The organism is Streptomyces sp. NPDC044984 (assembly GCF_040646935.1).
In the GTDB taxonomy this organism is placed as follows: Bacteria; Actinomycetota; Actinomycetes; order Streptomycetales; family Streptomycetaceae; genus Streptomyces.
On sequence record NZ_JBEZBE010000071.1, the window covers coordinates 1 to 14,723 of the forward strand.

Sequence of the window (14,723 nt, forward strand, 5' to 3'; positions counted from 1 at the left end):
TCGGCGAGGTCCGGGTTGCGGTCGTATCCGAGGACGGTGTGACCCGCGCGGCGAATCCGCTCGCGCATGTTGCCGCCCATCTTGCCGAGGCCGACAAGGCCCAGTTCCATGTCAGTGATCTTCCTTCAGCTCGCGGTAGGCGGCCACCAGCGCGGCCGTGGACGGGTCGAGGCCGGGGACGTCGGCGCCGGTGGTGAGGGCGGGTTCGACGCGCTTGGCGAGGACCTTGCCGAGTTCGACGCCCCACTGGTCGAAGGAGTCGATGTTCCACACGGCGCCCTGCACGAACACCTTGTGCTCGTAGAGCGCGATCAGCTGGCCCAGCACCGACGGGTTCAGCTCAGTCGCCAGGATCGTGGTGGTGGGGTGGTTGCCTCGGAAGGTCTTGTGCGGTACCAGCTCCTCCGCACCGCCTTCGGCGCGGACCTCGTCGGGGGTCTTGCCGAAGGCCAGGGCCTGGGTCTGGGCGAAGAAGTTGGCCATCAGCAGGTCGTGCTGGGCCTTGAGCCGCTCGTCCAGCTCGGCGACGGGCTCGGCGAAGCCGATGAAGTCCGCCGGGATCAGCTTCGTACCCTGGTGGATCAACTGGTAGTAGGCGTGCTGCCCGTTGGTGCCGGGCGTGCCCCACACCACCGGACCCGTCTGCCACCGCACCCGTTGCCCGTCCCGGGTGACGGACTTGCCGTTGGACTCCATGTCCAATTGCTGGAGGTAGGCGGTGAACTTCGACAGGTAGTGGGAGTAGGGCAGGACGGCCTGCGACTGGGCGTCCATGAAGTTGCCGTACCAGACTCCGAGCAGGCCCATCAGCAGCGGGGCGTTGGCCTCGGCGGGCGCCGTGCGGAAGTGGTCGTCGACGATACGGAAGCCGTCGAGCAACTCCCGGAAGGCGTCCGGGCCGATGGCGATCATCAGGGACAGACCGATCGCGGAGTCGTAGGAGTAGCGTCCGCCGACCCAGTCCCAGAACTCGAACATGTTGGCCGTGTCGACGCCGAAGCCGGCGACCTTCTCGACGTCGGTCGACAGCGCCACGAAGTGCTTGGCGACCGATGTGTCGTCCTTGAGTGCGTCGAGCAGCCAGGCGCGGGCGGAGGTGGCGTTGGTGATCGTCTCGATCGTGGTGAACGTCTTGGACGCAACGATGAACAGCGTCTCGGCCGGGTCGAGGTCACGGGTGGCCTCGTGCAGGTCGGCGCCGTCGATGTTAGAGACGAAGCGGACGGTCAGGTCGCGGTCGGTGAAGGCGCGCAGCGCCTCGTAGGCCATGGCGGGGCCGAGGTCGGAGCCGCCGATGCCGATGTTGACGACGTTGCGGATGCGCTTGCCGGTGTGGCCCGTCCACTCGCCGGAGCGGACCCGGTCGGCGAAGTCGGCCATCCTGTCGAGGACGGCGTGCACGGCCGGGACGACGTTCTCCCCGTCGGCCTCGACCACCGCGTCCCGCGGGGCGCGCAGCGCGGTGTGCAGCACGGCCCGGTCCTCGGTGACGTTGATCCGCTCACCGCGGAACATGGCATCACGCAGGCCGAAGACACCGGTCGCGGTGGCCAGTTCCTGGAGCATGGCCAGGGTCTCGTCGGTGACGAGGTGCTTGGAGTAGTCGATGTGCAGGTCCCCGACGCGCACGACGTAGCGTTCCGCGCGCGAGGGATCGGTGTCGAACAGCTCACGCAGGTCCGGTCGGAGCGGAGCCTCGGCGCGGTGGTCCTCCAGGGCCGTCCACTCGGGGCGGCGGGTGAGCTCGGGGGCGTCAGACATGAACGGGGGTCTCCTCGGTGCCTTCGCCGCGCAGGGCGACGGCGTACATCTCGTCCGCGTCGAGGCGCCTGAGTTCCTCGGCGATGAGTTCTGCGGTGGAGCGGACCTTCAGCGCCAGCGTGCGCGGCGGCTGGTCAGGGAGGATCAGCGTGGCCACCGGACCCTCGGGCCGGTCGACGACGATCTCGCCTGCGGCGCTGTCCAGCCGTACGGCGGTGACGGCCGGACCGTCGCTGACCGCACGCTCCACGCTGACGTGCAGCCGGACCTCCAGCCAGCGGGCCAGCAGCTCGGCGGCCGGGTTGCCGGCCTCGGCCTCCACGGTCGCCGAGGTGACCCTCATCCGTGCTTGGTCCAAGGCGGCGGCCAGCGTCGAGCGCCACAGCGTCAGCCGGGTCCAGGCGAGGTCGGTGTCGCCGGGGGCGTAAGCGTTCACCCGCTTGCTCAAAGTCTCCATCGGGTTCTCGACCGCGTACAGGTCGGTGATCCGGCGCTGCGCGAGCGCGCCCAGTGGGTCCTTGGAGGGGTTGTCCGGGGCGTCCACCGGCCACCACACGACCACCGGCGCGTCGGGGAGCAGCAGCGGCAGGACGACCGATTCGGCGTGCTGCGCGACATCGCCGTACATGCGCAGCACGACCGTCTCGCCGGTGCCGGCCTCCGCGCCGAGGCGGACTTCCGCGTCCAGGCGGGGACGTGGGCGGTCATGGGTCCCCCGGGCCTGCCGTCTGATGACCACCAGGGTCCGCGAGGGGTGTTCCCGGGAGGCGTCCTCGGCCGCCTTGACCGCGTCGTAGGCGTTCTCCTCGTCCGTGACGATGACCAGCGTGAGCACCATGCCGACGGCCGGGGTGCCGATGGCGCGACGGCCCTGCACGAGGGCACGTTCGACGGCACCCGCCGTGGTGTCCGTGAGGTCTGTCTTCATGGCCGGCGCCAGCTCCGTCCGTCTCGCTCGAGCATTTCGTCCGCCTCGACGGGTCCCCACGTTCCGGCCGGGTACTGGGCCGGCTTGCCGTTGGTGTCCCAGTACTCCTCGATCGGGTCGAGGATCTTCCAGGACAGCTCGACCTCCTCCGTGCGCGGGAAGAGGTTGGAGTCGCCGAGCAGGACGTCCAGGATCAGGCGCTCGTACGCCTCCGGGCTGGACTCGGTGAACGACTCGCCGTAGGCGAAGTCCATCGACACGTCCCGGATCTCCATCGACGTGCCCGGCACCTTGGAGCCGAACCGGACCGTGACGCCCTCGTCCGGCTGGACGCGGATGACGATCGCGTTGGAGCCCAGCTCCTCGGTGGCCGTCGTGTCGAAGGGGGAGTGCGGCGCCCGCTGGAAGACCACCGCGATCTCGGTGACCCGGCGGCCCAGCCGCTTGCCGGTGCGCAGGTAGAAGGGGACGCCCGCCCAGCGGCGGTTGTCGATGCCCAGCTTGATCGCGGCGTAGGTGTCGGTCTTCGAGGAGGCGTCGATGCCCTCCTCCTCCAGGTACCCGACCGCCTTCGCGCCGCCCTGCCAGCCGGCCGCGTACTGCCCGCGCACGGTGTCCCGGCCCAGGTCCTTCGGCAGCCGCACGGCACCGAGCACCTTGGTCTTCTCCGCGGCCAGCGCGTCCGCGTCGAAGGAGGCCGGCTCCTCCATCGCGGTCAGCGCCATGAGCTGGAGGAGGTGGTTCTGGATGACGTCACGGGCGGCGCCGATGCCGTCGTAGTAGCCGGCCCGGCCGCCGATGCCGATGTCCTCGGCCATGGTGATCTGCACGTGGTCGACGAACGACCGGTTCCATATCGGCTCGAACATCGTGTTGGCGAAGCGCAGCGCCAGGATGTTCTGGACCGTTTCCTTGCCCAGGTAGTGGTCGATGCGGAAGACCTGGTCCGGGGCGAAGACCTCGTGGACGATCGCGTTCAGTTCCTCGGCCGACCTCAGGTCGTGCCCGAACGGCTTCTCGATCACCGCACGGCGCCAGGAGCCGTCCTTCTGGTCGGCCAGCCCGTGCTTCTTCAGCTGCTGGATGACCACCGGGAACGAACGCGGCGGCACCGACAGGTAGAAGGCGAAGTTGCCGCCCGTGCCCTGCGCCTTGTCCAGCTCCTCGATCGTGGAGCGCAGCCGCTCGAACGACTCGTCGTCGTCGAAGGTGCCCTGCACGAAGCGCATGCCCTGGATGAGCTGCTGCCAGACCTCCTCACGGAAGGGGGTGCGGGCGTGCTCCTTGACCGCGTCGTGGACCTCCTGGGCGAAGTCCTCGTTCGCCCACTCCCGGCGGGCGAACCCCACCAGCGAGAAGCCCGGCGGCAGCAGGCCCCGGTTGGCGAGGTCGTACACGGCCGGCATCAGCTTCTTGCGGGACAGGTCGCCCGTCACACCGAAGATGACCAGGCCCGACGGCCCCGCGATACGCGGGAGCCGTCGGTCCGCCGGGTCACGCAGCGGATTGCCGCTCGCAGGTGTGGGGGTCGCGGTATGACCGGTCGATGAGGGATGCCTGCCCCTGGGGGGCATGTTCACAGTGGCTCCTGGGTGGTGTCGGCGGGCCGGGACGCAGGTGTGCCCGGTGCTCAGGACTCGTATCCCTCGATCACGGACTGGGGCCGGGTGTGGGCCTCGTCGGGGTCCTGCCCGAACTCCGTCTTGGCCCTGCGCTGCCGCAGCAGGTCCCAGCACTGGTCCAACTCGCGCTCCAGATCGCCCAGTCGGCTCCGCTCTGCCGGTCCTCCGAAGCCGCGGGTGGCGAAGGAGTCGCGCAGCCTGCGCTCCTCGTCCGCCATTTCGCTGATCCGGTGCAGGATCTCGGGGTTCTTCATGATTCCTCTCCTCGGGCAGCTCGTGCCGCCGGTTCAGCCTCGGTTCTCCGCCTGGAACATCCAGCTCTGCTTCTCGATCTCGGCCGTGAGCCCGATCAGCAGGTCCTGGGTGACCGGGTCGGCCGTCCCCGTGGCCTCGATCCGCGCACGCAGACGGTCGATGAGAACGGCGAAGGAACGGACCAGTGCCTCTACCGCGTCGTCGTCGGTGATCCACCCCTGCGGAAAGCCCGGGAGCCCACTGCCGGCCGCGACGGTCGCGGCCCGCCCGTCCGGGCTGATGCCCAGGGCCGCGGCCCGCTCGGCCACCTGGTCCGCGTAGTCGCGTGCGGTGGTGACCACCTCGTCCAGTTGCTGGTGGATGGTGCGGAAGCGCGGTCCGTAGAGGTTCCAGTGGGCCTGCTTGGCCACCAGGGAGAGGTCGAGCAGGTCGACCAGGGTGCTCTGGAGGGCCGTTCCGGTCACTGCGCGCTCCGCGTCCGGCAGCGGACTGGAGATGATGCTCATGGTGGACTCCTCGCGATGTGTGTACCCGGCCCCCGGTGGTCGCCGGACCGGCCGAGCGTTGCTCACCCATCCTTTCGGCGGGCCGTCCGGTGGCGATCCGTCGATTGACTTACGGTCCGCGTGAGCAGTCACGGGGAGGGTCCGGGCACACGGAATGGCGGCCCTCACCGGTGGATGGAGAACGCCGAACGCCTGCTCCCTCGACCTACCCGGGGTCGTCGGCAGCACCGATGTCGGAGTTGGTGTTGTGCACGCCATAGACCTTCATCGACACGGTGGTGGCCGGGGCGCCGACGTGCGGCAGGCGCCCGCGGGGGCCAAGAGGTCGTTGTCCCGGGTGCCGGTTCACGGTGCGCCACATGATGAAAGAATGGTTGTTGCCCTGCGAACAGAGCGTCACCCAGCCGGGAGTCGGCGGCCGAGACGGAGCCGGACGCACTGATCGCTGCTCCCGCCGCGAGGGCCGGAGTCGAGGCAGCCGCTCCCAGAGGGTTGAGCAGTGCACGCCTCTCACACACGTGTCTTGGAATCCCGCGGGTCGGGGTCGCTCGTCAACGCCGTGCGGCGAGGAAGCGGTCGGCCGCCTCCAGGGGGGTGAGACCGTCCACGCTGATGAGGCTGTCGATCTCCTCCACGCCCTCGTTGCCCAGGTGCAGGGCGTCCAGCTCGGCGACGGCGGCGGGGTCGATCCGGTCCAGCGCCTCGTGCGTGATGACGGGGGCGGCGCCGTCGACGGTGCCGAGCAGCCCCTTCGGTTCGGCGAGGGTCCGCAGTCCGTGCAGCCGGTTCAGGTACTGGGGCCGCCACAGCGGGACGACGAACCACTCCCGGTCGGCGACACCCCGGTCGAGGCGGGCGACGAAGTCGATCTCGGTGCCCGGCATGAACCCGTATCCCGCCCGGTCCAGGCCGTACTCGCGGACCATCCGGGCGGAGAAGCGGCTGATGCCGGCTCCCGGGTTGATGCCCTGGATGGTGGTCGTCATCCGTTCCGCCACCTCGGGCCGGAGCAGGTCCGCCACCTCGCCGACCGCCTCCTCGGGCACGTACGGCGGTACCGCCCAGACACAGTACGGCTCGTAGTGCGGCGTCAGTACGCGGACGCGGTCGGCGTACCGGGAGAGGTAGATGTCATGGCTGGACGGCAGCCAGGCCGACACCAGGACGTCCACCGCGTCTTCTTCCTGGAGGCGGAACACGCGCTCGTGCGGTGCCTCGACACTGCGCACCTGATGGCCGTGCTTCTCCAGTATGCGGCGGGTGACCGCGGCGGCCGCCCGGTGGAAGGAGAGCGCGATGTTGCCCACGGTGACGATGGCATCGTTTCGGTACTCGGACATGGCAACCCTTCGACGATCCGGTGAGCGCGGGTGTGCGCGGTACCCACGATCCTGTGCCGTCCCCGAGTCATAAGTCCAAGACATGTTTTTCATGTGATCCATATGCTGAACACATGGCTACTTTGCGACAACTAGAATATCTGGTGGCGATCGTGGACGCCGGCTCGTTCACGCGGGCCGCAGAGCGGCTGAACGTGACGCAGCCGGGGCTCTCCCACCAGTTCCTGGCTCTGGAGCGGGAGGTCGGCGGCCTCCTGCTGGAACGTCTGCCCCGCGGGGTGCGGCTGACGTCCGCCGGACGGTCCATGCTCCCGCACGCCCGCGCCGCCCTCGCCGAGGCCGGCCGGGCCACGCTCTCCGCGCGCCGCGCGGCGGGTGTGTCCACGGGCGAACTCCATCTGGCCACGCTGTACTCCGTCAGCGCCGGCGTGCTGCCCGCCGTCCTCGGCCTCTGGCGCAAGCGGCACCCGGGCGTCCGGGTCCGCCTGTTCGAGTACCGGAGCTCGGACGAGCTGGCCCAGGCCATGGTGGCCGGCGTCGCCGATCTCGCCGTGGGTCCGCTGCCCGACCGGTGGGAGGGCACCGCCCGGCATCTCGGCACCGAGGAGTTCGTGGTGGTCACCGCCGCCGACGACCCCCTGACCGGTCCGGGGACCGCGGCGCGCGTACGGCTGGCGGACCTCGCCGACCGGGCGTGGGTGCACTTCACCCCGGACAGCGGGCTCGCGCGGTTCCTCGACGACGCCTGCGCGCGGGCGGGCTTCCGGCCCCATGCCGCGGTCCGCACCGAACAGGCGGCGGCTGCCGTCGGGTACGCCGCCGCCGGTCTGGGGCCCACGCTGGTGCCGGCCAGCAGCGTCCCCCGCCACTTCCCGGAGGCGGTGCTGCGTCCGGACCCGCCGGTCACCCGGGTCCTGACCGGATACACCCGCACCAGCCCGGACTCCGTCGCCGCCTCCTTCCTGGACCTGCTGGAGGAACACGCGGCCCTGATGCCCCGGCACGTGGCGCGGCGGCTGGGTCTGCGGCCCCGGACCTCCTGAAGGCCGGCCCACCGGGCGCCGCCCGCGCGGGGGACGGCGCCCGCCGGGCTCAGCTCGCGGAGAAGCGCGCGGTGATGACGGCGCGGGCCAGGGTGTGGCCCGAGAGGTTGAAGCCGAGGAAGGCCGGCGTGGCGCCCCGGTCCAGTCCGAGGGTCTCGACGTCCACGGCGTGCACGGCGATGTAGTAGACGTGCTCGCCGTGGCCGGCCGGCGGCGCGGCACCCAGGTAGCGCTTGAGCCCGGCGTCGTTGGCGAGCTGCCACGCCTTCTCCGGCAGGCCCTCGGCCGGGTCGTCACCGGCGCCGGCCGGCAGCTCGGTCACCGTCACCGGGATGTCGGCGACGGCCCAGTGCCAGAAGCCGCTGCCCGTCGGCGCGGTGGGGTCGTAGACGGTGACGACGAAGCTCTTGGTCTCCGCCGGGAACCCGGACCAGGCGAGCTGCGGGGAGACGTCCTCGCCGCCGGCTCCGAAGATGCCGCTGGCCTGGGCGAGGGGAAGGACGTCGCCGTCGGCGAAGTCGGCGCTGGTGACGGTGAACGACGGTACCGTCGCGATGAGGTCGTAGGGGGTGGGCATGACTGTTCCTTTCAGTGGCTTGCACCGGCCATCCTCACGGCGGCACGGCTTCGGGTGATCTGTCGACCGACTGACGTGTGCCGCACGGTCATTCGGCCGTGAGCACGAGCTTCCCGGTGGTGGTGCGCCGCTCTCCCCGCCGGTGCGCGATGGCGGCGTCGGACAGCGGGTAGGTGCGGTCGAGCACGGGGGTGAGGTGTCCAATCGCCGCCAGCCAGGCCACTTCCCGCAGGGCGGTGCGATCCGGCTTCACCAGCATGGTCGCCACCCGCAGCCCGGTGCCGCGGCCGAGGCCGCGCGGGGCGTGGTGGGCGATGTCGACGAGGACGCCTCCGGGGCGCAGCAGCCGCAGGGACCGGGCGGCGTTGTCTCCTCCGCCCAGTTCGAGGATCGCGTCGAAGCCACCGGTGAACGTCTCGACCGGCGTGGTCCGGTGATCGACGACCCGGTGTGCCGGTGTGCGCGCCGCTCAGCGCAGGAAGTCCTGTACGTCCCGCGCGAACTCCTCATGGTGCTGGAAGAGGAACCCGTGGCCCGAGTCCGGGTAGACCTTCACTCGGGCCCGGGGCAGCAGTCCGCCCAGCAGATGGGCCGCGCTCGACGGGATCACGCGGTCGTTGTCGCCACCGGCCACGAACGTGGGGTGGGTGACCGCCGAGAGCCGCTCCAGGGCGGCGGGGTCGGGGACGCCCCACTCGACCACCGCCTCGTACTGCGCCGCCCGGACCTCCGCCGGGACCGGCAGGTCCCGGTCCTCCTCGCGCTCGATGTACCGGCCGACGAAGCCCAGGCCGCTGCGCTGGCTCGTCTCAGTGTGGTTGAAGAAGGCGTACAGGTAGTCCTGGATGTTGAGCCGGTCGACGTCGGTGTGGGCCACGATGTCCTCGGGGTACCCCTCGATGCACGGACCCCCGCGCGGTGCGGTGGCCGCGAGGACCAGCCGGCGGACCGCGGACGGGCGCAGCAGCGCCACCTCCTGTGCGGTGAAGCCCCCCATGGAGTAGCCGAGGACGTCCGCCTGCCGCAGGCCGAGGGCGTCCATGAAGGCGAGGGTGTCCCGGGCCAGGTCGCGCACGGTGCGGCACGCCTGTCCGGTGCTGAGTCCGACCCCCGCGTTGTCCAGGGTGATGACGTCGCGTTCGGCGGCCAGCGCGTCGATGAGCGCCGGGTCCCAGCCGTCGAGTGTGCCCCGGTAGTGCTGGAGCAGGAGGAGCGGCGGCGACGGGGAGCTGGCCGCGCCGGTGCGGCGGTAGGCGTACCGCACACCGCTCGCGGCTTCGATCACCTGGTTCGGGGCGTCGACATACATCTCGGATCCTCATCATGGGGGGCGCGACGGCTCCGAGTGTGCCGCTCCCGGCGGCGGCGGCCATAGGGCATTTGACCGTAGACCGTCCGCGCCAGTGTCCCCGGCGACCGCGTCAGCAGGGCGGCAGCAGGCCGCAGGCCAGCGCGTCCCAGTCGACCAGCCGGCTTTCGCCGCCCCTGGGGACGAGGTCGTACGTCCGCTCCAGCCACGCCCGGATCGGAGCCAGCTCGGTCATGAACGCGGCCGAGGCGTCGGTCCGCTCCAGGCGCAGGTACAGGAACGGCGTGTCGTCGTGCCGCCGGGACGGCCAGATCTTGACGTCCGCCTCGCCGCTGAGCCCTTCGGTCCCCTGCATCAGCAGGTCGCGCCCGACGACCCAGGAGATCCGCGGTGCCGACGGCGTCATGAGGTCGAGCCGCACGGAGAAGGGGGCCGCCGGGTCGAAGGTGAACCGGCAGGACACCGAGGCGTTCTCCGCCGGCGCGAACAGGTTGTGGAGGGTGACGTCGAGCGTCAGGGGGCCCTCGGTGCCGCGTGCCCACGACTGCTGACTCATAGGTCCGTTCCTTTGCGCTACTCATCGGACCCCCGTCTGCCGGGGCAGCCTGCCCGGGGTACCGCAACTCGGTGAGCCATCGGCCCACGAGAGTGTCCCTGAGCGCAGTGGAAAAAAAGTGGAAGCCCGGAATCAGGCTGCACGGGCGGACCGGCGGTACCTCCGCCGCGCGGCGGCACGGCGCATGACCCGGCGCTCCTGCTCGCTGAGGCCTCCCCACACACCGCTGTCCTCCCCTTCGCTCAGCGCCCACTCCCGGCAGGCCCGGGTCAGCGGGCACCGTCCGCAGATGCGCTTCGCCTCCGCGGTCTGGACGGCCGCGGCCCCCGCCTCACCCACCGGGAAGAACAGCTCCGGGTCCACGGTGCGGCACAGCGCCTCCTCCCAGATCGGTCGCGCGAGCGCGCTCCTCACGGCAGCCGCCGCGCGAGCCGTGCCATGGTGGTCATCATCCGTCCTCCTCGGACGCCGGAATACGATCCTGTGCGGGCCCACTGTGCGGTGCGGGGGCCGGGTCGGCATCGGTCGTCCGACTGCTCCGTGACCCACGGGTGTCAGGTGTCGGGCGCACGACGACCGCCGGCGGCTACCCCGTCCCCTCTGGCCATACATGTGCAAAGAGGTAGGATGCGAGCCGGCCCGGCGCGGCAGTACTGATGGTGAGTGGCCACGGGCCACCGCACATCCAGAAGCTCCGAAGAGTAGGTGCGTGTACGTGATCGGGCGCGAATCGCAAGTCGAGCGGCTGTCCGCTCTCCTCGAGGCGGCACGCGAAGGGCACGGGTCCTCGGCCCTGGTGTACGGCGAGGCGGGGATCGGCAAGAGCAGTCTCGTCTCCGCGGTCGTCGACACCGCGTCCGCGTCGGGCTTCCAGGTGCTCTCCTGCCACGGGGTCCGCGGCACCGGCACGGTGGGCTACGAGGGACTGCACGAGCTGCTGCTGCCCCTCCTCGACCGCGTGGACGCCCTGTCACCGCGCCAGCGGACCGCCCTGGACGTGGCCTTCGGCGCCGAAGGGGAGCCGGCCGACCGGCTGGTCACGGGGCTCGCCGCGTTCGGGCTGCTGGAGGAGGCGGCGGCGCACGGACCCCTCGTGGTGCTGGTCGAGGATCTGCACTGGCTCGACGTGTCCACGGCCGACATCGTCACCTTCCTCGCCGCCCGCATGAGCGTCATGCCGGCGCTGCTGCTGGCCACCAGTCGCGCCGATCGCATCTACCCCGACCGCAGTCCCCGCTTCCGGCACCAGGTGCCGCTGGCCCCGCTCGGCCGGGAGGACTCCTTGCGGCTGCTCGCCCAGCACGCGCCCGCGCTGACGGAGCCGCAGCGGCAGCGGCTGGTCGAGCGGGCGATGGGCAACCCGCTCGCCCTGGCCGAGTGGTCGGCCAGCCCGTCCCACCTCGACGGCGCGCCGAGCGCCGAGCGCGGCCGGGTATCGATGGGCAAACGCCTGGAGGACTCGTTCCTCGCGGAGGTCGCCCTGCTCCCGCCGGCCACGCGGCGAGCGCTCCTCGTCGCCGCCGCGGGGCAGGACTCCAGCAGCCACGAAGTACTGACCGCGGCCCGCGGCCTGGGCCTGGAGCAGAGCGACTTCGCGCCGGCCGAGAAGTTCGGGCTGATCACGCTCAGCGACGGCTCCTTCCGGTTCCGCCACCCGCTGGTGGGCTCGGCGGTGTACGACAACGCCGACTCCGACATGCGCTCCCGGGTGCACACCGAGCTGGCGGCGGTCGTCGTCGATCCGGCGCGTGCCGTCCAGCACCGGGCCGCGGCGGTCACCGGCTGGAATGAGAACGTCGCCGCCGAGCTGGAGCGGCTCGCCGTGGCGACCGGGCGGCGCGGTGCGCGGACCGAGGCGGCCGCCGCCTGGCGGCGCGCGGTCACGCTGACGCCGGTGCCGAGGGAACGGGCCCGGCGCACGGTGATGGCGGCGGAGGCCGCGCGGCAGGCGGGTGCCACGGCCGAGGCCGTCGCCCTGCTCGCCGAGGCGAGGCCGCCCGCCGAGGACGAGGCGTCGGTCATGCAGCTCGCCCGCACCGAGTGGATGCTCGCCAGCACCAGTACGACGCTCCCGGACCGGGGCGGTGACGAGCTGGTCGCACTGTCACGGGCCCTGAGCGACCCGGACGACCGGGTCGAGGTCCTCACCTGGGCGGCGGTACGCGGCTACACCCGGCAAGACCTCTCCGCCGAGGTCACGGCGGTGGTCACCGAGGAACTGCGACGCCCCGGCATCGCCGGCACCGAGCGGCAGCGGCTGCTGCGGAGCATCGCGCTGGCCCTGGTCGGCTCGGCCGACCGGCTGCCCTCCGTGGAGGAGGCGCTGTCGGTGCTGCGGCCGCAGGTGCGCGAGACCGACGCGACGCTGATGAACTGTCTCGCGTTCGCCTTCGAGGACGCCCACGACCTCGAAGGCGCCGAACGCGTGTGGAGCGCCGAGGTCGACCTGTTCCACCGGTCGGCACGGACGAGCGACGAGACGGTGGCCCTGGCCGGGCGCGGCACGGTACGCATGAACGCCCAGGCGGTCGCCGCCGGCCTCGCCGACTGCGAGCAGGCCCTGCGGCTCAGCGGTGACCTCGGTCTGTCGGTCGTCGGGGCGATCTGCGCGGCGAGCATCGCCCTCGCGCGCGCGTGGCGCGGTGAGGACGCGCTCGCGGCCACCGCCCTCGCGACCTCCGCGGAGCTGTCCGGGCCCGCCCCCTTCGCCAGGGTCGCCGCCATCGCCTCCTGGGCCTCGGCCGAGCTGGCGGCGAACGAGGGCCGCCCCGAGGACGCGGTCGTCCACCTGCTGCGCAGCGTGGAGCATCCGCCCATCGGCCTGTGGGCGGGCGGCGGCCTGGCCGACGCGGCCGTACGGGCGGGGCGTCCGGAGGCCGTGGACGGCTGGCTCGGCATGGCCGCGGCCGCCCTCGCGTCCAGCGGCTCCGACCACCTCGCGATGCTGGTCGAACGGACCCGGGCGCTGCTGTCACCGGACGGCGGGGCGCGCGACCACTTCGAGCGGGCCATAGCGCACGGCGAGCGCACCTCCGCGGCCCTGGACCTCGCCAGGACCCGGTTGTTCTTCGGTGAGTGGCTGCGGCGCGAACGCCACATCACGGAGGCCCGTGGCCACCTTGCCGCGGCCCTGCACGTCTTCGAGTCGCACCACGCGACGCCACTCGCCCGGCGGACGGCACGGGAGCTGGGTGCCGCCGGCAGCGTCCGGCCGACCCGGTCGCCGCACGCCGTCGCCGCCGACGCGGTGCTCACCGCCCAGGAACTGCACGTCGCACGGCTGGCCGCCGAGGGGTACTCGAACAAGCAGATAGCCGACCAGTTGTACCTCTCGCACCGCACGGTCGGGGCGCACCTGTACAGCGCCTACGCCAAGTTGCAGATCAACCGGCGGGCGCAGCTCCCGGCCGCCCTCGCGGGCACGCCCGACTGACCGAGCCCGCTCCGGGGCGGGGCCTGCCTCCGGTCGGTTCGGGGGCAAGGCGAATCACGGTCGAATTACCTAGGGCTCTTTTCGGCCTCCTTTCCTAGGTTGGGACACGTTCCGTCCCATGCGTCCGTCGGTCCACGGCGGCCGCGCACGACACACGTGTGACCACGCGTGCGTATTCGGGCGGACGATCGTCTCGTTCCCGAGGAGGCTGACATGAGGCCAGTCGTATGCGCCGGCAGTGCGCCGCGTCCCGTCCGCGAGGTCGCGCCGCGGACGGCGGAACACCCGCGCGGCCGGGACCATGTGCTCACGGCGGTACGCGCGGCCCTGGCCGGCGCCGGTGACCGGCACGGCACGGCACTGGCCGTCCGGGGCGAGGGCGGCAGCGGCAGGAGCACGCTGCTGCGCTGGGCCGCCGAGGCCGCCGCCGACGCCGGTGGGCAGGTGCTGCGGGTCGCCCCCCGCGCCGAGGGCGGCACGTCGGCGTACTCCGCGCTCCGCTCGCTGACGGTCCCGCTGTCCGCCGCGTCCGGCGCCTTGCCGGGCGCGGTCCGCGCGGCGCTGCCCGACGCGCTGCGCAGGCATGCCGGCGGCGGTGACGAGACGTCCGTCTGCTCGGCGTTGTGGCGGACGCTGGCCGCCGCCGCTCAGCGGCGTCCCGTGCTGCTCACCGTGGACGACTGGCAGTGGCTCGACCCCGCCTCCGCCAGGGCCCTGGCGTTCGTGGCCCGCCGGCTCGACGGGACCCGGGTGCTGCTGCTGGCCGCTTCCGACGGGCAGGGGCCGGTCCCGTCCGCGGACTGGGGCGCGGCCGAGCTGTCGCTGCCCGCGCTCGGTGAGGAGGCCGCCCGGGAGGTGCTGGCGGACCGTCACCCGCGGCTGGCCGCCGACGCCGTGGCCGCCGTCCTCGCCGTGGCGGAGGGCAACCCGCGTGCCCTGGTGGACCTGCCCACGGTGCTCACCCCCGACCAGCGGGCGGGCCGGGCGGCACTGCCGGACCCCCTGCTGCCGGGAGCGGCCCTGGAGCGCTGCCTCGGCCGGCGGTTCCGCGCGCTGCCCGACGGCACCCGTGCCCTGCTGGCCGCGCTGGCCCTCCTGGAGGAGGACGCCGAGGCCGGGGACGTCGCGTGGCTGGCCGGCGCACTCGGGCACGACCTCGACGCCCTCATCCCGGCCGAGGAGGCGGGGCTCGTCTCCTCGGACCGGACGCCCCGCTTCGTCCGCCGGGTCCACCGGTGCCTGGCCCACGCCACCGCGCCGGCCGCCGTGCGGCGGCGGGCGGGCCGCGCCTGGGCCGAGCTGGCCCTGACCCGGCTCGGCGGACAGCGCCAGCTTCTGCGCGTTCGTCAGCTTCTCGGACGCGAACTTCGCGGGGTTCACCGGGATCCCCAGC

14 protein-coding genes and 1 pseudogene are annotated in these 14,723 nt (G+C 72.3%); 3 read left to right on the top strand and 12 right to left on the bottom strand.

Going from position 1 to position 14,723, the window contains the following annotated elements; all coding sequences use genetic code 11:
• The 7 genes from AB0A94_RS37780 to AB0A94_RS37810 form a co-directional block, all read right to left on the bottom strand.
• A partial coding sequence (locus tag AB0A94_RS37780; protein WP_361750523.1) for an NAD(P)-binding domain-containing protein occupies positions 1–110 on the bottom strand: 110 nt, incomplete at its 3' end.
• A gap of 1 nt (position 111) precedes the next feature.
• Positions 112–1,761, bottom strand: coding sequence for a glucose-6-phosphate isomerase (pgi, locus tag AB0A94_RS37785; protein ID WP_361751449.1), 1,650 nt, complete (start codon positions 1,759–1,761; stop codon positions 112–114).
• Positions 1,754–2,689 (bottom strand): glucose-6-phosphate dehydrogenase assembly protein OpcA, encoded by a 936-nt coding sequence (gene opcA / locus AB0A94_RS37790; RefSeq protein WP_106411648.1) that lies wholly within the window; start codon positions 2,687–2,689, stop codon positions 1,754–1,756. The genes pgi and opcA overlap by 8 nt, the downstream gene beginning before the upstream one ends.
• On the bottom strand, positions 2,686–4,263 hold the full coding sequence (zwf, locus tag AB0A94_RS37795; protein ID WP_361751467.1) for a glucose-6-phosphate dehydrogenase: 1,578 nt from the start codon (positions 4,261–4,263) through the stop codon (positions 2,686–2,688). The genes opcA and zwf overlap by 4 nt, the downstream gene beginning before the upstream one ends.
• 56 nt (positions 4,264–4,319) lie before the next feature.
• A complete protein-coding gene (locus AB0A94_RS37800) occupies positions 4,320–4,565 on the bottom strand; it encodes a DUF2630 family protein (RefSeq protein ID WP_361751451.1) in 246 nt (81 codons plus the stop codon).
• 33 nt (positions 4,566–4,598) lie between these two features.
• Complete coding sequence (locus tag AB0A94_RS37805; RefSeq protein ID WP_106411650.1) at positions 4,599–5,072, bottom strand: DNA starvation/stationary phase protection protein; 474 nt, start codon at positions 5,070–5,072, stop codon at positions 4,599–4,601.
• Between the two features lie 551 nt (positions 5,073–5,623).
• On the bottom strand, positions 5,624–6,412 hold the full coding sequence (locus AB0A94_RS37810) for a glycine betaine ABC transporter substrate-binding protein (RefSeq protein ID WP_361751453.1): 789 nt from the start codon (positions 6,410–6,412) through the stop codon (positions 5,624–5,626).
• 113 nt (positions 6,413–6,525) lie between these two features.
• On the opposite strand from AB0A94_RS37810, the gene AB0A94_RS37815 reads away from it, so the two are divergent.
• Positions 6,526–7,455, top strand: coding sequence for a LysR family transcriptional regulator (locus AB0A94_RS37815; protein WP_361751455.1), 930 nt, complete (start codon positions 6,526–6,528; stop codon positions 7,453–7,455).
• A 49-nt stretch (positions 7,456–7,504) separates the two neighbouring features.
• On the opposite strand, the gene AB0A94_RS37820 is transcribed toward AB0A94_RS37815, so the two are convergent.
• From AB0A94_RS37820 to AB0A94_RS37840, 5 genes and pseudogenes are all read right to left on the bottom strand, one after another.
• A complete protein-coding gene (locus AB0A94_RS37820; RefSeq protein WP_361751457.1) occupies positions 7,505–8,032 on the bottom strand; it encodes a YbhB/YbcL family Raf kinase inhibitor-like protein in 528 nt (175 codons plus the stop codon).
• A gap of 88 nt (positions 8,033–8,120) precedes the next feature.
• A pseudogene (locus AB0A94_RS37825) lies at positions 8,121–8,474 on the bottom strand (zinc-binding dehydrogenase); the annotation flags it as partial.
• Between the two features lie 27 nt (positions 8,475–8,501).
• Complete coding sequence (locus AB0A94_RS37830; RefSeq protein ID WP_361751459.1) at positions 8,502–9,341, bottom strand: alpha/beta hydrolase; 840 nt, start codon at positions 9,339–9,341, stop codon at positions 8,502–8,504.
• Between the two features lie 112 nt (positions 9,342–9,453).
• Complete coding sequence (locus AB0A94_RS37835) at positions 9,454–9,897, bottom strand: SsgA family sporulation/cell division regulator (protein WP_361751461.1); 444 nt, start codon at positions 9,895–9,897, stop codon at positions 9,454–9,456.
• A 132-nt stretch (positions 9,898–10,029) separates the two neighbouring features.
• Positions 10,030–10,311: a WhiB family transcriptional regulator gene (locus AB0A94_RS37840; RefSeq protein ID WP_274543343.1), complete on the bottom strand. Its 282-nt coding sequence runs from the start codon at positions 10,309–10,311 to the stop codon at positions 10,030–10,032.
• 301 nt (positions 10,312–10,612) lie between these two features.
• Between AB0A94_RS37840 and AB0A94_RS37845 the strand changes: the two genes are divergently transcribed.
• Both AB0A94_RS37845 and AB0A94_RS37850 read left to right on the top strand, forming a co-directional pair.
• Positions 10,613–13,330 carry an AAA family ATPase gene (locus AB0A94_RS37845; RefSeq protein ID WP_361751463.1) on the top strand — a complete coding sequence of 906 codons (2,718 nt, stop codon included), beginning with the start codon at positions 10,613–10,615 and terminating at the stop codon, positions 13,328–13,330.
• A 213-nt stretch (positions 13,331–13,543) separates the two neighbouring features.
• On the top strand, positions 13,544–14,723 hold a 1,180-nt coding region (locus AB0A94_RS37850), incomplete at its 3' end, for an ATP-binding protein (RefSeq protein WP_361751465.1).